Annotated in this window: 16 protein-coding genes; 3 read left to right on the top strand and 13 right to left on the bottom strand. The window is 69.4% G+C overall.

The features are described from left to right. Window positions 1–45 precede the first annotated feature (45 nt). Window positions 46–984, top strand: coding sequence for an SRPBCC family protein (locus AQJ54_RS07840; protein WP_062235404.1), 939 nt, complete (start codon window positions 46–48; stop codon window positions 982–984). Then, window positions 981–2,156, top strand: a complete 1,176-nt coding sequence (locus AQJ54_RS07835) for a zinc-dependent alcohol dehydrogenase (RefSeq protein ID WP_062235400.1) — start codon at window positions 981–983, stop codon at window positions 2,154–2,156. Before AQJ54_RS07840 ends, AQJ54_RS07835 begins: the two co-directional genes overlap by 4 nt. Window positions 2,157–2,304: 148 nt before the next feature. Here AQJ54_RS07835 and AQJ54_RS07830 read toward each other — a convergent pair whose 3' ends face one another. The 11 genes from AQJ54_RS07830 to AQJ54_RS07780 all read right to left on the bottom strand — a co-directional run bounded on the left by AQJ54_RS07830 (window position 2,305) and on the right by AQJ54_RS07780 (window position 17,867). After that, a complete protein-coding gene (locus AQJ54_RS07830) occupies window positions 2,305–4,275 on the bottom strand; it encodes a TIGR03960 family B12-binding radical SAM protein (protein WP_062235396.1) in 1,971 nt (656 codons plus the stop codon). 111 nt (window positions 4,276–4,386) lie between these two features. After that, complete coding sequence (locus tag AQJ54_RS07825; protein ID WP_062235394.1) at window positions 4,387–5,886, bottom strand: CYTH and CHAD domain-containing protein; 1,500 nt, start codon at window positions 5,884–5,886, stop codon at window positions 4,387–4,389. Between the two features lie 228 nt (window positions 5,887–6,114). Continuing rightward, window positions 6,115–7,314, bottom strand: coding sequence for a rod shape-determining protein RodA (gene rodA / locus AQJ54_RS07820; protein ID WP_062235392.1), 1,200 nt, complete (start codon window positions 7,312–7,314; stop codon window positions 6,115–6,117). Further along, complete coding sequence (mrdA, locus tag AQJ54_RS07815; protein ID WP_062235389.1) at window positions 7,311–9,560, bottom strand: penicillin-binding protein 2; 2,250 nt, start codon at window positions 9,558–9,560, stop codon at window positions 7,311–7,313. Before mrdA ends, rodA begins: the two co-directional genes overlap by 4 nt. A gap of 80 nt (window positions 9,561–9,640) precedes the next feature. Further along, the gene (mreD, locus tag AQJ54_RS07810) at window positions 9,641–10,318 is read right to left on the bottom strand and encodes a rod shape-determining protein MreD (protein ID WP_020136169.1); all 678 of its coding nucleotides are present in this window, start codon (window positions 10,316–10,318) and stop codon (window positions 9,641–9,643) included. 12 nt (window positions 10,319–10,330) lie between these two features. Continuing rightward, window positions 10,331–11,278 (bottom strand): rod shape-determining protein MreC, encoded by a 948-nt coding sequence (mreC, locus tag AQJ54_RS07805; RefSeq protein ID WP_062027580.1) that lies wholly within the window; start codon window positions 11,276–11,278, stop codon window positions 10,331–10,333. 115 nt (window positions 11,279–11,393) lie between these two features. After that, window positions 11,394–12,413 (bottom strand): rod shape-determining protein, encoded by a 1,020-nt coding sequence (locus tag AQJ54_RS07800; protein WP_004931372.1) that lies wholly within the window; start codon window positions 12,411–12,413, stop codon window positions 11,394–11,396. A 367-nt stretch (window positions 12,414–12,780) separates the two neighbouring features. Then, window positions 12,781–13,194 carry a nucleoside-diphosphate kinase gene (ndk, locus tag AQJ54_RS07795; RefSeq protein WP_062027578.1) on the bottom strand — a complete coding sequence of 138 codons (414 nt, stop codon included), beginning with the start codon at window positions 13,192–13,194 and terminating at the stop codon, window positions 12,781–12,783. Between the two features lie 64 nt (window positions 13,195–13,258). After that, complete coding sequence (locus AQJ54_RS07790) at window positions 13,259–13,624, bottom strand: DUF4233 domain-containing protein (RefSeq protein WP_030314566.1); 366 nt, start codon at window positions 13,622–13,624, stop codon at window positions 13,259–13,261. Window positions 13,625–13,632: 8 nt separating this feature from the next. Further along, the gene (folC, locus tag AQJ54_RS07785; RefSeq protein WP_062027577.1) at window positions 13,633–15,117 is read right to left on the bottom strand and encodes a bifunctional tetrahydrofolate synthase/dihydrofolate synthase; all 1,485 of its coding nucleotides are present in this window, start codon (window positions 15,115–15,117) and stop codon (window positions 13,633–13,635) included. Between the two features lie 119 nt (window positions 15,118–15,236). Beyond that, entirely contained in the window at window positions 15,237–17,867 is a 2,631-nt protein-coding gene (locus AQJ54_RS07780) for a valine--tRNA ligase (protein ID WP_062235386.1), read from the bottom strand. A gap of 136 nt (window positions 17,868–18,003) precedes the next feature. Here AQJ54_RS07780 and AQJ54_RS07775 point away from each other — a divergent pair, with 136 nt between their 5' ends. After that, window positions 18,004–19,002: a hypothetical protein gene (locus AQJ54_RS07775; RefSeq protein WP_062235383.1), complete on the top strand. Its 999-nt coding sequence runs from the start codon at window positions 18,004–18,006 to the stop codon at window positions 19,000–19,002. 75 nt (window positions 19,003–19,077) lie between these two features. Here the strand turns inward: AQJ54_RS07775 and AQJ54_RS45590 are convergent, their stop codons facing one another. After that, window positions 19,078–19,335, bottom strand: coding sequence for a hypothetical protein (locus AQJ54_RS45590; RefSeq protein ID WP_159055510.1), 258 nt, complete (start codon window positions 19,333–19,335; stop codon window positions 19,078–19,080). A 184-nt stretch (window positions 19,336–19,519) separates the two neighbouring features. Then, window positions 19,520–20,806, bottom strand: coding sequence for an ATP-dependent Clp protease ATP-binding subunit ClpX (gene clpX, locus AQJ54_RS07770; protein WP_062027566.1), 1,287 nt, complete (start codon window positions 20,804–20,806; stop codon window positions 19,520–19,522). Window positions 20,807–20,827 lie beyond the last annotated feature (21 nt).

The raw sequence follows: 20,827 nt of genomic DNA, 5'->3' as shown, positions 1-20,827 counted from the left end.
GCTTCCCTCCCCCCCCCCCGATTCACGTCCCCTCGCGGAAGACCCATGACGACACACACCCGCTCCACCTCCCGCTTACGACACGATCCGCTCGTACGCGGCCTCGGCTGGGCCAGTGCGCTCCTGGGCGTGCCCCAGCTCGCCGCCCCGGCCGGCTTCGCGCGCGCCCTCGGCGTGGACGACGCCTTCCGGCACCGCTCGGCCACGACCGCCGTCGGTGTGCGTGAACTGACGGCAGCCGCCGGGCTGTTGGGACGGCCGCACCCCGTCTGGCTCTGGGCCCGCGTCGGCGGCGACCTCATGGACCTGACGATGCTGACCCGGGCCCTGAAGAACCACGACGGGCGCGGTCTCGGCCGCACCGTGGCCGCGACCGCCGCGGTCGCCGCCCTCACCGCCACGGACGTCTACGCGGCCGTGACCCGAACTCGTAGGAGCACCCGGATGGAACTGACCGCGGCCACCACCGTCACCCAGCCCCCGGACGAGGTGTACGCCCTCTGGCGGGACCTGGAACGGCTGCCGGACTTCATGGCGCACCTGGACGAGGTACGCGTCACCGGCCCGCGCACCAGTCACTGGCAGGCCAGTGCGCCGTTCGGCAAGGCGGTCGCGTGGGACGCCGAGACCACCCAGGACATCCCCGGCCAGGTGATCGCCTGGCGGTCGGTGGAAGGCGCCGACATCGACAACTCCGGCGAGGTCCGCTTCACACCCGCCCCCGGCGACCGGGGCACGGAGGTCCGGGTGACCCTGCGCTACGACCTGCCCGGCGGAGCACTCGGGAAGGCCGCGGCGCGCTACTTCGGCGAGGAACCGCACCAGCAACTCGACGACGACCTGCGCCGGTTCAAGCAGATCGCCGAGATCGGCGAGGTCGTCCGATCCGAGGGCGCGCCCGGCGGCAAGAAGGCCCGCGGCGAGTTCCCGCAGCACCCCGCCCGACCGCTGACCGAGGACGAACTGAAGGAGGCCCTGGCATGAAGGCGAACTGCTGGACGGGACGCAACTCGGTCGAGGTGCAGGAGGTGCCGGACCCGTCGATCCTCAACAGCCGCGACGCCATCGTGAAGATCACCTCCACGGCGATCTGCGGCTCCGACCTCCATCTGCTCGACGGCTACGTCCCCACCATGCAAAAGGGCGACATCATGGGCCACGAGTTCATGGGAGAGGTCATCGAGGTCGGCCCCGGCATCGGCGACGGCACCCTCCGCGTCGGCGACCGGGTCGTGGTGCCCTTCCCCATCGCCTGCGGCGCCTGCGCGTCCTGCCGCGCGGAGCTGTACTCGTGCTGCGAGAACACCAACCCCAACGCCGGCGTCTCGGAGAAGATGTTCGGCCACCCCACCGCCGGGATCTACGGCTACTCCCACCTCACCGGCGGCTTCGCCGGCGGCCAGGCCGAGTACGCCCGCGTGGTGCTCGCCGACGCCAACGCCCTGAAGATCGAGTCGGACCTCACCGACGAACAGGTGCTGTTCCTCTCCGACATCCTGCCGACCGGGTACATGGGCGCCGAGATGTGCGACATCAAGGACGGGGACGTCGTGGCCGTCTGGGGCGCGGGGCCGGTCGGCCAGTTCGCCATGGACAGCGCACGGGTCCTGGGCGCGGAGAAGGTCGTCGCGATCGACAAGGAGCCCTACCGGCTCGACATGGCCGCCGCGCAGGGCTACGCCACCATCAACTTCGAGGACACCGACGTACGGTCGGCCCTGCTCGACCTCACCGGCGGCCGGGGCCCCGACAAGTGCATCGACGCGGTCGGCCTGGAGGCCACCCACGGCGCCTCCCATGTCGCCTTCTACGACCGCGCCAAGCAGGCGGTCCGCTCCGAGACCGACCGGCCGCACGCCCTGCGTCAGGCCATCATGTCCTGCCGCAGCGGCGGCGTGGTGTCGGTCATCGGCGTCTACGGCGGCCTGATCGACAAGTTCCCGGCGGGCGCCTGGATGAACAGGTCCCTGACCCTGCGCACCGGCCAGTGCCACGTCCACAAGTACATGAAGCCGCTGCTGGACCTGATCGAGCAGGGCAGGATCGACCCGACCCGGATCATCACCCACCGCCTCCCCCTGACCGAGGCCCCCACCGGCTACGACCTCTTCAAGAACAAGCAGGACCACTGCGAAAAGGTCGTCCTCACACCCTGAGCCCCGCTCAGCCACTCATGCTCGCGCCGGCGCCCGCCCAGAATGGCGGGCGCCGACCCGGCATTCCGGATGTGGGGCACTCGTCCCGGAAGAGGGAGAGCCCGGCCCCGGACTCTCCCCCGCGATGCGCCGCTACGCCTCACTCACCTCAATGAGAGTGACCGCTCGCCGCCGGCGCCGGACCCGCGTTCTTGACCGTCAGCGGAAGCAACTTCTTCCCGGTCGGACCGATTTGTATGGCCGTGTCCATCTGCGGGCACACCCCGCAGTCGAAGCACGGTGTCCAGCGGCAGTCCTCGACCTCCGTCTCGTCGAGGGCGTCCTGCCAGTCCTCCCAGAGCCAGTCCTTGTCGAGGCCCGAGTCGAGGTGGTCCCAGGGGAGGACCTCCTCGTAGGTCTTCTCGCGGGTGGTGTACCAGTCGACGTCCACGCCGAAGGCCGGCAGCGTCTTGTCGGCGCAGGCCATCCAGCGGTCGTAGGAGAAGTGCTCGCGCCAGCCGTCGAAGCGGCCGCCGTCCTCGTACACGGCCCGGATGACCGCGCCGATGCGGCGGTCGCCGCGGGAGAGGAGGCCCTCGACGATGCCCGGCTTGCCGTCGTGGTAGCGGAAGCCGATCGAGCGGCCGTACTTCTTGTCGCCGCGGATCTTGTCGCGGAGCTTCTCCAGGCGCGCGTCCGTCTCCTCGGCGGAGAGCTGGGGCGCCCACTGGAACGGGGTGTGCGGCTTGGGGACGAAGCCGCCGATCGACACCGTGCAGCGGATGTCGTTCTGGCCGGAGACCTTGCGGCCCTCGGCGATCACCCGGGTAGCCATGTCGGCGATCTGGAGGACGTCCTCGTCGGTCTCGGTCGGCAGGCCGCACATGAAGTACAGCTTCACCTGGCGCCAGCCGTTGCCGTACGCCGTGGAGACCGTGCGGATCAGGTCCTCCTCCGAGACCATCTTGTTGATGACCTTGCGCATGCGCTCGGAGCCGCCCTCGGGGGCGAAGGTCAGGCCGGACCTGCGGCCGTTCCTCGTCAGCTCGTTCGCCAGGTCCACGTTGAAGGCGTCCACGCGGGTGGAGGGGAGGGACAGGCCGATCTTGTCCTCCTCGTACCGGTCCGCCAGGCCCTTCGCGATGTCACCGATCTCGGAGTGGTCCGCCGAGGAGAGGGACAAGAGCCCTACCTCCTCGAAGCCCGTCGCCTTCAGGCCCTTCTCGACCATGTCGCCGATGCCCGTGATGGAGCGCTCGCGGACCGGGCGGGTGATCATGCCCGCCTGGCAGAAGCGGCAGCCGCGGGTGCAGCCGCGGAAGATCTCCACCGACATGCGCTCATGGACCGTCTCGGCCAGCGGGACCAGGGGCTGCTTGGGGTAGGGCCACTCGTCCAGGTCCATGACCGTGTGCTTCGACACGCGCCACGGGACGCCCGACTTGTTGGGGACCACGCGGGCGATACGGCCGTCCGGGAGGTACTCCACGTCGTAGAACGCCGGGATGTACACCGAGCCGGTCTTCGCGAGGCGGAAGAGGACCTCCTCGCGGCCGCCCGGCCTGCCTTCGGCCTTCCAGTCACGGATGATCTTCGTCATGTCGAGCACGGCCTGCTCGCCGTCGCCGATGATCGCCGCGTCGATGAAGTCCGCGATCGGCTCGGGGTTGAAGGCGGCATGGCCGCCGGCCAGGACGATCGGGTCGTCCAGCCCCCTGTCCTTGGACTCCAGCGGGATGCCCGCCAGGTCCAGCGCCGTGAGCATGTTCGTGTAGCCCAGCTCCGTGGAGAAGGACAGGCCGAACACGTCGAAGGCGCCCACCGGGCGGTGGCTGTCCACCGTGAACTGCGGGACGTGGTGCTCCCGCATCAGGGCCTCCAGGTCCGGCCACACGCTGTAGGTGCGCTCGGCGAGGACGCCCTCCTGCTCGTTCAGGACCTCGTAGAGGATCATGACGCCCTGGTTGGGCAGGCCGACCTCGTAGGCGTCCGGGTACATGAGCGCCCAGCGGACGTCGCAGGACTCCCACGGCTTGACGGTCGAGTTGAGCTCTCCGCCGACGTACTGGATCGGCTTCTGCACATGCGGGAGCAGAGCTTCGAGCTGCGGGAACACCGACGCGGCGGTTTCGGCTGACATCTCGCACTTCCATGGGCTGACAGGGGTGACCATCTAGCCTAACGCGGCGATGGGCACCCCCCGTACGCCCCGAGGGTCCGGAGCACATCCGCCCCCGTACGCCCCGATGCCTCAGAGCCCGTCCGCCGCGCCCTTCACGCCGTCCCAGAATCCCGGCAGCTCCGCCTCCACGGTCGCCGCCCGCTGCTCCTCACGGCCGTACAGCAGCCCGTACGTGAAGGCGCTCTCCCCCGCCGCGTGGGCGACCGCCGAGAGCTCCCGCAGGGTGCCGCGGGCCATCACGCTGTCCTGGTGCTCCCCGAGCAGGTTCTGGAGCGACTTCATGGACTTGACCATGGACTTGGCGGGCTTGCCGAGAACGGGGCGGGCCGCCTCGGCCGCGTAGCGGGTGCGCTTGGTCTTCTTGCGGGCCTCGTGGATCGCCACGTCACGCTCGGTGCCGGGCTCCAGCTCCAGCGCCTGGCCGACCAGCCTGGACACCTTCTTGAAGTCCTTCGTCACGGCCTTGGCGATGACCTTGTGCGGCTTCTTCCCGGCGGCCTTCAGCAGCGGCGGGTCGGCGATCAGCGCGTCCAGGGCGTCGAGCAGCGCGAGATGGCGGTGCGAGTCCAGGACGCCGATCAGCCGCGCGCTCGCCCCGCCGGGGCTGTCCCCCGCCCAGACGCGCAGCCGTTCGGCCACGGGCCCCGAGACCAGCGTCCCGGGCACCTCGTCGAGGGCCGTCGACAGCCGTTCGGCCAGGACCTCGCGGTCGCGGTCCACGCCCAGTTCGCCGGCGAGCCACTTCAGCTCGTCGCCGATCGGGTCGGTGACGGTCCGGTCCAGGACCTTGCCGTACGACTTGAGGGTGCTGCGGAGCCTGCGCGTGGCGACGCGCATGCTGTGCACGGAGTCCTCGGTGTCCTGGCGGACGGCGGGGTCGAGGGCGACGATCGCGTCCCGCTGTTCCCGGATGTACGCGAGGACGTGGTCGCCGGCGGTCACGGGGCCCCCGGGGCCGGCGGCCTGCTTCTTCGGTGCCGTCTCGGCGAGGGCCCTGGCCAGTTTCGAGGAGGACCCGGAGCGTCGTACGCCCGCCTTGCGCAGCCGTTTCTCCACCTTGTCGAGGAAGGCGGGGTCGCCGTCGTCGGCGAGCTCCACCTCGATCTCGGTCCACTGGGCGTCGCCGACGCCGCCGCTGAGCCGTTCGGCGTGCACGGCGTCCACGCTGACCTCGGCGAGCAACTGTCCGTCCGCGTCCAGGAGGTGGCGTACATCGCGGTCCGAACGCAGCCGGACGACGGGCAGCAGCTCCACGTTCCGGGTGCGGGAGCGGACCAGGGCGGCGAGTTCGTCGGGGAGGGTGTCGGAGAGCGGGGCGCGGATCTCGTCGCGTACGCCCTCGGAGACGGGGAGCTTGAGGTGCCAGCCCGCGTCCGACCCGCCGGTGCGGCGGCGCAGGGTGATCGAGGACGCCATCAGGCGTTCGTCTGCTGTGTCGTAGTAGGTGGCGTCCAGACTCGCCATGCCCTTGTCGACGACGGCCTCGACGCCGGCGACTCCGGTCAGGTCCGGCAGCCCGCTGTCGTCGGACTCGTACTTCCGCTCGATCTCCCGCTTTGTGTCCGCCATGACCCGAATCTAGTGGTCAAACGCCGGTGACGGCAGGGGGCCGCCGCCGGTCGGGGCACTCCGGCCACCATTGGTCGGGGCACTCCGACCACCATCGGTCGGGGCACTCCGGCCACGGCGGCCGGGGCACTCCGGCCACCGCGGACGGCGGCACACAGGGAACCGCCGACCCCGGCACTCCAGCCTCCACCATCCGCGGCACACCAGCCACGGCGAACCAGGCGCCCCCTACGCCGACATAGGCCGCTGCACCCTGATCGACTGCAACAGCCCCACCGCCACCCACACCGCGAACATCGATGATCCGCCGTACGACACGAACGGCAGGGGCAGGCCGGTGACCGGCATGATGCCGAGGGTCATGCCGATGTTCTCGAAGGCCTGGAAGGCGAACCAGGCGACGATCCCGGCGGCCACGATCGTGCCGTACAGCTCGGTCGTCTCGCGGGCGATCCGGCAGGCGCGCCACAGGACGACGCCGAGCAGGACGATGATCAGGCCCGCGCCGACGAAGCCCAGTTCCTCACCGGCGACGGTGAAGACGAAGTCGGTCTGCTGTTCGGGGACGAACTGGCCGGTGGTCTGCGAGCCGTGGAAGAGGCCCGCGCCGGTCAGACCGCCGGAACCGATCGCGATCCGGGCTTGGTTGGTGTTGTAGCCGACGCCGGCCGGGTCGAGGCTCGGGTTGGCGAAGGCGGCGAAGCGGGCGATCTGGTACTCGTCCAGGATGTGCAGCTGCCACACCGCGACCGCGCCGAGCGTGCCCGCGCCGAGCAGGCCGAAGACCCAGCGGTTGGAGGCGCCGGAGGCGAGCAGCACACCGAGCACGATGATGACCATCACCATGACCGACCCGAGGTCGGGCATGAGCATCACGATCAGCATCGGGATGGCGGCGAGGCCGAGGGCCTGGAGGACCGTGCGGTGGTCGGGGTAGGGCTTGTCGCCCGCGTCGACCCGGGCCGCGAGCAGCATCGCCATGCCCAGGATGATCGTGATCTTCACGAACTCCGAGGGCTGGAGCGAGAAGCCGCCGCCGAGCACGATCCAGGAGTGGGCGCCGTTGACCGTGGAGCCCAGCGGGGTGAGCACCAGCAGGATCAGGAAGACCGAGGCGCCGTACAGCAGGGGCACGGCGGTGCGCAGGGTGCGGTGGCCGACCCACACCGTGCCGATCATCAGGGCGAACCCGATGCCGGTGTTCATGACGTGCCGGATCAGGAAGTAGTACGGATCGCCCTGGTTGATCTCGGTGCGGTTGCGGGTCGCCGAGAAGACCAGGAGCGAGCCGATCATCGACAGCGCGAGGGCCGAGAACAGTATCGGCCAGTCGAGCCGGCGGGCGAGCGAGTCACGGGCCAGCAGCCGGGTCCAGCCCGCGCGCTCGGGGCCGTACCCGGAGACCTGGAAGCTGTTCGCCCCGGTCATGTGAGCATCCTCCGGTTTCCGCGCGCACGGCGCCGGCGACGGGTGAGACGGTTCCCGCCCGTCGCGGTGTTCACGGTCGCGGCCGGCTGGGACTCGTCCGGCTCGGGCGCGCCCTCCTGGCTCACCCGCTGGTCCTTGGCCGGGTCCTTGGAGATCTTCGGGGACTTGATGGTCCCGTCGGTCTGGATCTTCGGCAGGCTCGTCTGCGGGCTCGGCAGCAGCGCGTTCTTCTTGTCGATCGTGCCGTCGGCCGCGACGCCGTACAGGGCGTTGTAGATGTGGCGCACGGCCTCACCCGAGGCGCCGGAGCCGGTACCGGCCTGGGCGATCGTCATGACGACCGTGTAGTCCTTGGAGTAGGTGGCCAGCCAGGACGTGGTCTGCTTGCCGTAGACCTCGGCGGTACCGGTCTTGGCGTGCAGCGGGATCTTGTCCTGCGGCCAGCCGCCGAACTTCCAGGCGGCCGTACCGCGGGTGACGACGCCTTCCAGGGCGGCGTCCATGCCCTTGAGGGTGGCCTTGCTGACCGGGAGCCGGCCGGTCGCCTTGGGCTTGATCTCCTGGACCGTCTTGCCGTCGGCGCTGATGATCGCCTTGCCGATGCTCGGCTGGTACATGGTGCCGCCGTTGGCGAGCGCTCCGTAGATCCTGGCCTCCTGGATCGGGGTGACGAGGGTGTCGCCCTGACCGATGGAGTAGTTGATGGAGTCACCCTCGCGCATCTTGTTGCCTTCGAGGCAGTTCTCGTACGCGATCTTCTCGACGTAGCTGCCGTCCTTCTTGCCGGTCTTGCACCACGCGTCCTTGTTGGCCTTCCAGTACGACTCCTTCCACTGGCGGTCGGGGACGCGGCCGGTGACCTCGTTGGGGAGGTCGATGCCGGTCTCCTTGCCGAGGCCGAACTGGTGGGCCGCCTTGTAGAAGTAGTCCTTCGGCTCGCCCTTCTTGGGGTTGATGCCGCCGTCCTTCTTCCACTCCCGGTCGGCGAGACCGTAGAAGACGGTGTCGCAGGAGACCTCCAGGGCGCGGCCGAGGGAGATGGGGCCGAAGCTCTCGCCCTCGAAGTTCTTGAAGACCTGGCCGCCCACCGAGTACGAGCTCGTGCAGGGGTAGCCGCCGTCCCACTCGTAGCCGGCCTCGACCGCGGCGGCCGTGGAGACCACCTTGAACGTCGAACCGGGCGCGGACTGACCCTGTATGGCCCTGTTGAGCAGCGGGTAGTCGGAGTTCTTGCTGGTGAGGTTCTTGTAGTCCTTGGCGGAGATGCCGCCGACCCAGACGTTCGGGTCGTAGGTCGGGGCGGACGCCATCGCGACGATCCGGCCGGTCTTGGCCTCCATCACGACGACGGCGCCCGAGTCGGCCTTGTAGTTCTCGCCGGTGATCTTGTCGAACTGCTGGCGGGCGATCTTCATCGCATTGTGCAGCTCGTACTCGGCGACTCGCTGGACGCGGGCGTCGATGCTGGTGACGAGGTTGGCGCCGGGCTGGGCCTCGTCGGCCTCGGCCTGACCGATGACCCGGCCGAGGTTGTCGACCTCGTAGCGGGTGACGCCCGCCTTGCCGCGCAGCTGCTTGTCGTACTGGCGCTCCAGGCCCGAGCGGCCGACCTGGTCGGAGCGCAGGTACGGCGAGTCGGTGTCCTGGGCCTTGGTGATCTCCTCGTCGGTGACCGGGGAGAGGTAGCCGAGGACCTGGGCGGTGTTGGCCTTGCCGGGGGCGGCGTAGCGGCGCACGGCCTGCGGCTCGGCGGTGATGCCGGGGAAGTCCTCGGCGCGCTCGCGGATCTGGAGGGCCTGCTTGGCGGTGGCCTCGTCGGTGATGGGGATCGGCTGGTAGGGCGAGCCGTTCCAGCAGGGCTGGGGCGTCTTGGCGTCGCAGAGGCGGACCTTCTGGATCACCTCGGCGGGCTTCATCCCGAGGACGCCCGCCAGCTTGGTGAGGACGGCCTTGCCGTCGTCCCGCATCTTCAGCAGGTCGGTGCGCGAGGCGGAGACCACGAGCCGGGTCTCGTTGTCCGCGAGGGGCACTCCGCGCGCGTCCAGGATGGAGCCGCGCACGGCGGGCTCGACGACCTGCTGGACGTGGTTGCCGGAGGCCTCCTTGGCGTACTCGTCGCCCTCGCGGATCTGGAGGTACCAGAGGCGTCCGCCGAGGGTGCCGAGGAGGGACAGCACGAGGATCTGGATGACGACGAGTCGGATCTGGACCCGTGGGGTCCGTCCGGTCTCGGGGATGTTGGTCACTGCGGCTGCCGCCCCCTCTCAGTGTGTGTATGTGTCATATACGGCGAACCTGTGAACGGGGTCCGCCAACTGCCGTGGGGTCACAGCCGCTTGACTCCCTTGATGCGGCCCACGCGGGCCGTACGGGTGCGTGCCTTGTTCTTGAGGCCGCCCAGGCCCCCGCGCTGGCCGCCGATCTTGAGGCCGGTGCCGGAGGAGAGCCAGCCGGAGGAGATGTCCGCGGACTTGGCCGCGGAGCTGGTCTCGGCGAGCGGGTCGTTCTCGGCCTTGCGGGCGAGCGCCATGATGCCGGGGACGACGAACGGGGCGAGCAGCAGGTCGTACAGGGCGGCCGTGAACAGCAGGCTGGGCAGGCCGACATGGCGGGCGGTGGTGTCGCCGACGAGAGCGCCGACCCCGGCGTACAGCAGGGTGGTGCCGAGGGCGGCGGCGACCACGACGACCATGGGTCCGGTGGCCGACTTGAGGCGGCCGTTCTCCGGCTTGGCGAGTCCGGCGAGATAGCCGATGACGCACAGGACCAGGGCGTACCGGCCGGCCGCGTGGTCGGCGGGCGGGGCGAGGTCGGCGAGGAGGCCGGCGCCGAAGCCGACGAGGGCGCCGCCGACATGGCCGTAGACCAGGGCGAGGCCCAGCACGGTCAGGAGCAGCAGGTCCGGGACGGCGCCCGGGAGGTGGAGGCGGGCGAGGACGCTCACCTGGACGACCAGGGCGACGACGATCAGGGCCGACGACAGCAGGATCCGGTTGACGCGCATCAGGTACAGCTCCTACTGCTCTTGCTGGATCTCGCCGTCGAGCGGCGCGTTGGCGGACGGGGTGACGGTGACCGTCACGGTCGGCGTGGGCGTCGGTTTCGGCTTGGCGGGCAGCACCGTGTCGCGCGGGTCCTTCTTCGGGGCCTCGACGACGATGCCGACGATGTCGAGCTTGGTGAAGCTGACGTACGGGGTGACGTAGAGGGTGCGGGTGAGGTCGCCGCCGGAGGGGTCGACGCGGGAGACCACGCCGACCGGCACGCCGGGCACGAAGGGCTTGTCGGCCTGGGAGCCGAAGGTGACCAGACGGTCGCCCTTCTTCACGTCGGCCTTGCCGTTGAGGAGTTCCACGCGCAGCGGGCGGTCGCCCTGTCCGGAGGCGAAGCCGAGCTCGTCGGAGGCCTCCATGCGGGTGCCGACGGTGAAGTCGGGGTCGTTGGCGAGGAGCACGGTGGCGGTGTCGGGGCCGACCGTGGTGACGCGGCCGACCAGGCCGTCGCCGTTGAGGACGGTCATGTCGCGCTGGATGCCGTCGTGGGCGCCGACGTCCACGGTGATGGTCCAGGAGAAGCCCTGGGCCGCTCCTATGGCGATGACCTGGGCGCCCTTGATGCCGTACTGGCCCTCGCCGGCGATCTTCAGCATCTTGTCGAGCTGCTTGAGGCGGCTGGAGTTGCGGTCGTCGCTGCCGAGCTTGGCCTTGAGGGCGGCGTTCTCCTTCTCCAGCTCGGCGAGCCGGTCGTGCCGCTCGCCGGAGTCGCGGATCGCCGACACCGCGTTGCCGACCGGGTTCACCGCGGACGACACACCGTCCTCGACCGGGCCGAACACGGCGGCCGCGGCCTGGCGGGCACCGTCGACCGGTGAGTCCTCCCCGCCGCGGATGTCGACCGTGATCAGCGCGAACGCGACGGCGATCAGCAGCACCAGGAGCAGCCGGCTCTCTCGTGTGTCCCTCACGTGCGGCGGCCGTGCCCTTCTCATTGAAGTTGCGTTTATGGGAGCTTATGCCTCGATATCAACGATCCGCCGCACGAGAGGAGATCATCTCGTACGGCGGAATCGAAGAGTTACGTCATCTGCGCGGCTGGGCGTCCAGCACCTGCTGGAGTGCCTCGAACTCCTCGACGCACTTGCCGGAGCCGAGCGCCACGCTGTCCAGCGGGTCCTCGGCGATGTGGATCGGCATGCCGGTCTCCCGGCGCAGCCGCTCGTCCAGGCCGCGCAGCAGGGCTCCGCCGCCGGTCAGAACGATTCCGCGGTCCATGATGTCGCCGGAGAGCTCCGGCGGGCACTTGTCCAGGGTCGTCTTGACGGCGTCGACGATGGCGTTGACGGGTTCCTCGATCGCCTTGCGGACCTCGGCGGCCGAGATGACGACGGTCTTGGGCAGTCCGGAGACGAGGTCCCGGCCGCGGATTTCGGTGTGCTCGTCAGCGTCGAGGTCGTACGCCGAACCGATCGTGATCTTGATCTGCTCGGCCGTCCGCTCACCCAGCAGGAGGGAGTACTCCTTCTTGATGTGCTGGATGATCGCGTTGTCCAGTTCGTCGCCCGCGACGCGGATGGACTGCGCGGTGACGATGCCGCCGAGGGAGATGACCGCGACCTCCGTGGTGCCGCCGCCGATGTCCACCACCATGTTGCCCGTGGCCTCGTGGACCGGCAGACCGGAGCCGATGGCGGCCGCCATGGGCTCCTCGATGATGTGCACCTGGCGGGCGCCGGCCTGGGACGACGCCTCGATGACGGCGCGGCGCTCGACGCCGGTGATGCCCGAGGGGACACACACGACGACGCGCGGCCTGGCGAGATACCGCCGCTTGTGGATCTTCAGGATGAAGTAGCGGAGCATCCGCTCGGTGATCTCGAAGTCGGCGATCACGCCGTCCTTCAGCGGACGCACGGCAACGATGTTGCCGGGGGTCCGCCCGATCATCTTCTTGGCCTCGGCACCGACTGCCAGAATTCCACCGGTGTTCGTGTTGATCGCGACGACGGACGGCTCGTTGAGTACGATCCCGCGACCCCTGACGTACACCAGCGTGTTGGCGGTCCCGAGGTCGACAGCCATGTCACGGCCGATGAACGACATTGAGTTCCCCATCAGGATTCGTCTGGCCTTCCCGGGAGCTTTTGAGGGCTTTTCAGGTCGGCGAAGTGGGTGCTGTGACGTGAAGGCTTCCATGGTAGACGCGCCTGCACGAACACTGCGCGAGGGTCTTCGCCATTGTCAGCAGATGTGGAGCCGCCCCGCTTGTGGAGACGGTCCATAAGGGCCACTCGTTCCCCCGATCGGCACGCATATGCCGAAGGACGGCCGAAAAAGATCGGCCGTCCCAGGTCAGAGGAGAGGTCGAGCTGACGCATAGTCAGAAACATCCACCGAAACTCCCTAAGGGGCGCGGGGAACTGCGCGACGAGCCAGGACGGCCCCGCGGCCCGCGACGGCGCTCCGGAGGCTACGCGCGGTCCGGGAAGAACACCTTCACCTCACGCTCGGCCGACTCGACGGAGTCACTCGCGTGGATCAGGTTCTCCCGGACGATCACACCGAAGTCGCCCCGGATGGAGCCGGGCGCGGCGGCGATCGGGTCGGTCGGGCCGGCCAGCTGGCGTACGCCCTCGATGACCCGCTCGCCCTCGACGATCAGCGCGACGACCGGACCGGAGGCCATGAACTCCACCAGCGGCTCGTAGAAGGGCTTGCCCTTGTGCTCGCCGTAGTGCTGCTCCAGCGTGTCCTGGTCGAGGGTCCGCAGCTCCAGCGCCGTGATCGTCCAGCCGGCCTTGCGCTCGATACGGCTGATGATCTCGCCGGTCAGGCCACGACGGACGGCGTCGGGCTTGAGGAGGACGAGGGTGCGCTGGCTCACGAGGGACTCCTTGGCTGCTGACATGTGCGGTGGGACGAGATTACAGGGCGTGTCGGCTCGCCGGTCACACAGCGTCAGGTGTAGAGGGGTCGGCCTGCGCCGCCTGGGCCGCGAACCGCGCCTTCGCCTCGTCGATCTTCCGGCCGTAGTGGACGGAGGCCCACCACAGCAGCGCGAACAGCACGCCCATGACGAACATGGCCGGCAGGACGAAGCCCGAGGCGATCAGGGCGATCTGGAGGGCCCAGCCGAGGGCGATGCCGCCGGGCCGGGTGACCATCCCGCACAGTGCCAGGCACAGGAACATGGCGATGCCGCTGACCGTCCACACCGTGGAGGTCGCGAGATCCGGGTCCTTCATCGCGACCAGTCCGGCGAAGCCGATGACGAAGAACTCGCCGATCAGGGTCGATGCACAGAGCGTACGCATGGCGCGGCTCAGCCCCTTCCGAGCAGCAGCCGGGCCTCGCCGACCGTGATGACCGACCCGGTGACGAGCACACCGCCGCCCGCGAACTCGCCGTCCTCCTCGGCCAGCGTGATCGCCTCCTCCAGGGCGTCCGGCAGCCGCGGCTCGACCTGGACCCGCTCCTCGCCGAACACCTCGACGGCGATCGCGGCGAGCTCGTCGGCGTCCATGGCGCGGTGGCTGGAGTTCTGGGTGACGACGATCTCGGCGAAGATCGGCTCGAAGGCCTCCAGGAGCCCCCGCACGTCCTTCTCCCCGCTCGCGCCGACCACGCCGATCAGCCGGCTGAAGTCGAAGGCCTCACCCACCGCCTCCGCGGTGGCACGGGCGCCCGCGGGGTTGTGGGCGGCGTCCAGGACGACGGTCGGGGACCGCCGTACGACCTCGAGGCGGCCCGGCGAGGACACCGCGGCGAACGCCTTGCGGACGGTGTCGATGTCGAGGGGGTCGGGGCGCTGGGCGCCGACACCGAAGAACGCCTCGACGGCGGCGAGGGCCACGGCCGCGTTGTGCGCCTGGTAGGGGCCGTGCAGCGGGAGGTAGACCTCTTCGTACTCGCCGCCCAGGCCCCGCAGGGTCAGCAGCTGGCCGCCGACGGCGACCTGCCGGGACACGACCCCGAACTCCAGGCCCTCGCGCGCGACGGTCGCGTCGACCTCCACGGCCTTCTTCAGCAGCACCTGCGCCGCGTCGACCGGCTGCTGGGCCAGGATGACGGTCGCGTCCTGCTTGATGATCCCGGCCTTCTCGACGGCGATCTCCCCGGGGGTCTCGCCGAGCCGGTCGGTGTGGTCCAGGTCGATGGGGGTCACGACCGCGACATCGCCGTCGATGACGTTGGTCGCGTCCCAGGAGCCGCCCATGCCGACCTCGACGACGGCCACGTCCACGGGGGCGTCCGCGAAGGCGGCGTACGCCATGCCGGTCAGCACCTCGAAGAAGGACAGCCGGTACTCCTGCGCGGCGTCGACCATCTCGACGTACGGCTTGATGTCCTGGTACGTCTCGATGAACCGCTCGGCGGAGATCGGGGCGCCGTCCAGGCTGATCCGCTCGGTGATCGACTGGACGTGGGGGCTGGTGTAGCGGCCCGTGCGCAGCTCGAAGGCGCCGAGAAGGGCCTCGATCATGCGGGCGGTGGAGGTCTTGCCGTTGGTGCCGGTGATGTGGATCGAGGGGTACGACCGCTGCGGCTCGCCGAGGAGGTCCATCAGGGCGGCGATACGGCTGACGCTCGGCTCCAGCTTGGTCTCGCCCCAGCGGGTGGCCAGGTCCGCCTCGACCTCACGCAGGGCCTTGTCGACCTCGGGGTCCTCGGGGCGCGCGGGGACGTCTGCCTCCGGCGGGGCGCCCTGGGTGCGCAGGGTGCGGCTGCCGGCCTCGATGACCGCGAGGTCGGGGTCCCGGTCGGTCTCGGCGGCGACGATCTCGTCGAAGGGGTCGGTCTCACTCACGGGGCCCAGTCTACGGAGGCCGACTGACAGAGTGCCTTCGGAGTGGGGTGGCCGGTCGCCGTTGGCGGGCGCGGGGAACGTTGTGGCTGGTCGCGCAGTTCCCCGCGCCCCTGGGTAGCTCAAGCTTGCGGAAGCCTGTCCAGTTGCTCCTGGATCCTCTTGATGTCCTCGTCCGCCTTGGCCAGGCGGCCGCGGATCTTGTCCACCACGTTGTCCGGAGCCTTCGCCAGGAACGCCTCGTTGCCCAGCTTGGCCTCGGCCTGCTGGCGCTCCTTCTCCGCCGCCGCCAGGTCCTTCGCGAGGCGCTTGCGCTCGGCCGCCACGTCGATCGTGCCCGAGAGGTCGAGCGCGACCGTGGCACCGGCGACCGGGAGGGTGGCCGTGGCCGCGAAGCCCTCGCCCTCCGGCTGGAGGCGCAGGAGCTGGCGGATGGCGGCCTCGTGGGGGGCGAGGGCGGTGCCGGTCAGGTCCAGGCGGGCCGGGACCTTCTGGCCGTCCTTGAGGCCCTGGTCCTTGCGGAAGCGGCGGACCTCGGTGATGACCCGCTGGACCAGCTCGATCTCCTGCTCGGCGGCCTGGTCGCGGAAGCCGCTGTCGGCCGGCCACTCGCCAATCACGAGGGACTCGCCGCCGGTCAGGGTGGTCCACAGGGCGTCCGTGACGAACGGGATGACGGGGTGGAGCAGGCGCAGCATCACGTCCAGGACCTCGCCGAGGACCCGGCCGGAGACCTTGGCCGGCTCGCCGCCCGCGAAGAACGTGGTCTTGGACAGCTCGACGTACCAGTCGAAGACCTCGTCCCACGCGAAGTGGTAGAGCGCGTCGGCCAGTTTGGCGAACTGGTAGTCGTCGTAGAAGGCGTCGACCTGGGCGACCGTGGTGTTCAGGCGGGAGAGGATCCAGCGGTCCGTCGCCGACATCTCGGAGGCGTCCGGGAGCGGGCCCTCGATGGTGGCGCCGTTCATGAGGGCGAAGCGGGTGGCGTTCCAGATCTTGTTGGTGAAGTTCCGGGAGGCCTTGACCCAGTCCTCGCCGATCGGCACGTCCGCGCCCGGGTTGGCGCCGTTGGCGAGGGTGAAGCGGACGGCGTCGGAACCGTAGGCGTCCATCCAGACCAGCGGGTCGACCGCGTTGGGGTTCGACTTCGACATCTTCTTGCCGAACTCGTCGCGGACCAGGCCGGTCAGCGCGATGGTGTGGAAGGGGGCCTGGCCGTCCATGGCGTAGAGGCCGAACATCATCATCCGGGCGACCCAGAAGAAGATGATGTCGTGACCGGTGAGCAGGACGTCGGTCGGGTAGAACTTCCGCAGGTCCTCGGTCTGTTCGGGCCAGCCCAGGGTGGAGAAGGGCCACAGGCCGGAGGAGAACCAGGTGTCCAGGACGTCGGAGTCCTGGGTCCAGCCCTCGGCCTCGGTGCCGGGCGGCTCCTCGTCCGGTCCGACGCAGACGACCTCGCCGTCGGGGCCGTACCAGATCGGGATGCGGTGGCCCCACCACAGCTGGCGCGAGATGCACCAGTCGTGCATGTTGTCGACCCAGTCGAAGTAGCGCTTCGACATGTCCTCGGGGTGGATCTTCACCCGGCCGTCGCGGACCGCGTCGCCGGCGGCCTTGGCGAGCGGGCCGACCTTGACCCACCACTGCATCGACAGGCGCGGCTCGACGGTGGTCTTGCAGCGCGAGCAGTGGCCGACGGAGTGCATGTAGGGGCGCTTCTCGGCGACGATGCGGCCCTGCTCCTTGAGGGCGCCGACGACGGCCGAGCGCGCCTCGAAGCGGTCCAGGCCGAGGAACGGGCCGTGGACGGTGATCACACCGTGCTCGTCCATGATCGTCAGGGACGGCAGGTCGTGACGGCGGCCGATCTCGAAGTCGTTCGGGTCGTGCGCCGGGGTCACCTTGACCGCGCCGGTGCCGAACTCGGGGTCGACGTGGGTGTCGGCGACGACCGGGATGGTGCGGTCGGTCAGCGGGAGCTTGATCTGCTTGCCGATGAGGTGCCGGTAGCGCTCGTCGTCGGGGTGGACGGCGACGGCGGTGTCACCGAGCATCGTCTCCGCGCGGGTGGTCGCGACGACCAGGCTGTCCTCGCCCTCGCCGTAGCGGATGGAGACCAACTCGCCCGCGTCCTCCTGGTATTCCACCTCGATGTCCGAGATGGCCGTCAGACAGCGCGGACACCAGTTGATGATGCGCTCGGCGCGGTAGATCAGCTCGTCTTCGTACAGGCGCTTGAAGATGGTGAGGACGGCCTTGGAGAGGCCCTCGTCCATGGTGAACCGCTCGCGGTCCCAGTCGACGCCGTCACCGAGCCGGCGCATCTGGCCGAGGATCCGGCCGCCGTACTCCTCCTTCCACTGCCAGACGCGCTCGACGAACTCCTCGCGCCCCAGGTCGTGCCGGGACTTGCCCTCCTCGGCGAGCTGCTGCTCGACCTTGTTCTGGGTGGCGATACCGGCGTGGTCCATGCCGGGCAGCCACAGCGCCTCGTAGCCCTGCATGCGCTTGCGGCGCGTGAGGGCGTCCATGAGGGTGTGCTGGAAGGCGTGCCCGAGGTGCAGGCTGCCGGTGACGTTCGGCGGCGGGATGACGATGGTGTACGGCGGCTTGTCGCTCTTCGCGTCGGCGGCGAAGTAACCACGCTCTACCCAGCGCTCGTACAGCGTCCCCTCTACATCGGCCGGCGCGTACTGGGTCGGCAGTTCGGTGTGGGGCGCTGTGGGCTGCTGCTGAGCGTTCTCGGTCACGGGGTCAGTTTAGGGGTGTCCCGGGCGTGTCCCGAAACGCGTTTGTTCTGTAACGGTGGGGCCCCCGATGGCCTGCGCCGACGTGGTCTGGGCCAGGATGTGAGGAACACATAAGCATCTGGAGGGGAACCCAGAGATGAGCTACGACCAGCCGGGCCCGTACGGGCAGCCCCAGCAGCCGGGGCAGCCGCCGCAGCCCGGGCCGTACGGCCAGCCGGGCCCCTACGGCCAGCCGCCGCAGGCGCCCCAGCCCGGCTACGGCTACCCCCCGCAGCAGCCGCAGACCCCGCCGCAGCCCGGGTACGGATACCCGCAGCAGCCGCAGCAGGGCGGTGCCGCACCGCAGACCCCGCCGTACGGCCAGCCCCAGGCCCCCTACGGTCAGCAGCCGCAGTACGGGCAGCAGGCCCCTTATGGGCAGCAGCCGCCCTACGGCCAGGCCTCTTACGGTGTCCCCCAGCCCCCGCCGCCCGGCGGCGGCAACGGCAAGAAGATCGGCATCGCCCTCGGCGCGGTGGCGGTCGTGGCCGCGATCGCGGTCGGCGCGTACCTCGTGATCGGCGGCAGCGGCAGCGGCGGCTCGGACATCGCGGACGACGGCGCGCACAAGCTCACCGCGCCGGCGACGGTCCTCGACGGGGAGTACAAGAAGGGCTCCGACGCCGGGGCCGGAGGAATGACCGACGACGACATTCAGGACGCGGAGTCGTGGGGCGTGGACAACCCCAAGGACGTCAGCGCGAGTTACACCGCGGGCTCGGGCCTGGCCTCGAAGAACCTCACGTTCGCCGGTGTGTACGGCACCATCGACGACCCGGAGAAGGTCATCGACGCGATGTTCGCCCAGACCGAGTCGGAAGCGTCGAAGAGCTCCGACGGCGGCGAACTCGTCGGCAGTCCGAAGAAGTTCACGCCCGCCGGTTTCGAGAACGGCGTCATGAAGTGCCAGGAGATCAAGACGACCCAGTCCGGACAGACCGTGACGATGCCGTTCTGCATCTGGGCCGACCACAGCACCGTCACCTATGTGCTGTCGTTCGACATCGCCGGCCTGGCGGAGGGGAAGAGCACCTCCATGGAGGACGCGGCCGCCCTGACGGCAAAGCTCCGCAACGACGTTCGTGTCAAAGCCTGACGTACACACCACAGGCGAAGGGGTCCCGGGCGGTAGCCGACCGGGACCCCTTGTGTCAGCTGACCGGATGCGAGATCAACGTTTGCTGCATGCGATGAGCGCGTGCTCGGATCGGACGCCTATGTTCAGAAGCCTCTGTACACAGCCCTGGTAACCGGTGATCCCGGTCTGTGCACAAGCCTCCTTGACCTTCGGACCGACGATGTACCCCTGGCTCGCCAGGTAGTTCCGGCAATCCGCCGCGCTGGCCTGTGCCGGTGCCGCCACGGTGAGCGGCACCACCATTGCCGCCACCGTCACACCTGCGGCCGCAAGAGCTCGCTTCATCCTCATGTCTCGTCCCTCCGTTTTTTGAGTCGTAGGGCGGTCACCCCGACGGCAGGCACGAGATCAAGAAATTGCCCATGACACAAGGCGTACGACGTCCAGTGGCTAGATCCAGGCAAAGATCGTCTCAGGAAGTACGCCAAAGGGCACCCGACCAGATCGTCGAGTGCCCTCAGGGTGAGAACAGCGGCTAGGCCGTCTTCTGCTCGCCCGAACCCCGCCCGCGGGCGTCCCTCGGGATGAGCGTCGGGTTGACGTTGGAGTGGACGACGTCCGCGGTGATGACGACACGGGCCACGTCCTTGCGGGACGGGATCTCATACATCACGCCCTGGAGGACTTCCTCCATGATGGCGCGCAGGCCGCGGGCGCCGGTCTGGCGCAGGATGGCCTGGTCGGCGATGGCCTCCAGCGCCTCGCGCTCGAAGTCCAGCTCCACGCCGTCGAGTTCGAAGAGCCGCTGGTACTGCTTGACCAGCGCGTTGCGCGGCTCGACCAGGATCTGGAGGAGGGCCTCGCGGTCCAGGTTGTGGACCGAGGTGATGACGGGGAGGCGGCCGATGAACTCGGGGATCATGCCGAACTTGACCAGGTCCTCGGGCATGACGTCCTCGAACTGGTCCTTGGCCTCCAGCTCGCGCTTGGAGCGGATCGTGGCCCCGAAGCCGATGCCCTTGGCGCCCGCGCGGGACTCGATGAGCTTCTCCAGGCCGGCGAAGGCACCGCCCACGATGAACAGGACGTTCGTCGTGTCGATCTGGATGAACTCCTGGTGCGGGTGCTTGCGTCCGCCCTGCGGCGGCACGGAGGCGGTGGTGCCCTCCAGGATCTTCAGCAGGGCCTGCTGCACGCCCTCACCGCTCACGTCGCGCGTGATCGACGGGTTTTCACTCTTCCGCGCGACCTTGTCGATCTCGTCGATGTAGATGATCCCGGTCTCGGCCTTCTTGACGTCGTAGTCGGCCGCCTGGATCAGCTTCAGCAGGATGTTCTCGACGTCCTCGCCGACGTAGCCCGCCTCGGTGAGCGCGGTGGCGTCCGCGATGGCGAACGGGACGTTCAGCATGCGGGCCAGGGTCTGGGCCAGCAGCGTCTTGCCGGAGCCCGTGGGGCCCAGCAGGAGGATGTTGGACTTGGCGAGCTCGATCGCGTCGTCACGGCCGCTCGCGCCGCCGTTCTCGCCGGCCTGGACGCGCTTGTAGTGGTTGTACACCGCCACGGAGAGCGCCTTCTTGGCCGCTTCCTGGCCCACCACATAGCCCTCGAGGAACTCGTAGATCTCGCGGGGCTTGGGGAGTTCCTCCCAGCGCACCTCGCTCGTCTCGGCGAGCTCCTCCTCGATGATCTCGTTGCAGAGATCGATGCACTCGTCGCAGATGTACACACCAGGCCCTGCGATGAGCTTCTTGACCTGCTTCTGGCTCTTGCCGCAGAACGAGCACTTGAGCAGATCGCCGCCGTCACCGATGCGTGCCACGGTGTGCTTCCCCTTCGCCTG

The sequence above is a fragment of the Streptomyces griseorubiginosus genome (genome assembly GCF_001514195.1).
Lineage (GTDB): Bacteria > Actinomycetota > Actinomycetes > Streptomycetales > Streptomycetaceae > Streptomyces > Streptomyces griseorubiginosus.
Note: the sequence above shows the minus strand (reverse complement) of the source record. Positions and strands in the feature narration are given on the sequence as shown.

What these genes read in the sequence shown, in the direction of transcription:
- AQJ54_RS07840 (WP_062235404.1), top strand. Translation starts at nt 46, where the DNA reads ATGACGACACACACCCGCTCCACCTCCCGCTTACGACACGATCCGCTC.
- AQJ54_RS07835 (WP_062235400.1), top strand. Translation starts at nt 981, where the DNA reads ATGAAGGCGAACTGCTGGACGGGACGCAACTCGGTCGAGGTGCAGGAG.
- AQJ54_RS07830 (WP_062235396.1), bottom strand. Translation starts at nt 4,275, where the DNA reads ATGTCAGCCGAAACCGCCGCGTCGGTGTTCCCGCAGCTCGAAGCTCTG.
- AQJ54_RS07825 (WP_062235394.1), bottom strand. Translation starts at nt 5,886, where the DNA reads ATGGCGGACACAAAGCGGGAGATCGAGCGGAAGTACGAGTCCGACGAC.
- rodA (WP_062235392.1), bottom strand. Translation starts at nt 7,314, where the DNA reads ATGACCGGGGCGAACAGCTTCCAGGTCTCCGGGTACGGCCCCGAGCGC.
- mreD (WP_020136169.1), bottom strand. Translation starts at nt 10,318, where the DNA reads ATGCGCGTCAACCGGATCCTGCTGTCGTCGGCCCTGATCGTCGTCGCC.
- AQJ54_RS07800 (WP_004931372.1), bottom strand. Translation starts at nt 12,413, where the DNA reads ATGTCGTTCATCGGCCGTGACATGGCTGTCGACCTCGGGACCGCCAAC.
- AQJ54_RS07790 (WP_030314566.1), bottom strand. Translation starts at nt 13,624, where the DNA reads ATGCGTACGCTCTGTGCATCGACCCTGATCGGCGAGTTCTTCGTCATC.
- AQJ54_RS07775 (WP_062235383.1), top strand. Translation starts at nt 18,004, where the DNA reads ATGAGCTACGACCAGCCGGGCCCGTACGGGCAGCCCCAGCAGCCGGGG.
- AQJ54_RS45590 (WP_159055510.1), bottom strand. Translation starts at nt 19,335, where the DNA reads ATGAGGATGAAGCGAGCTCTTGCGGCCGCAGGTGTGACGGTGGCGGCA.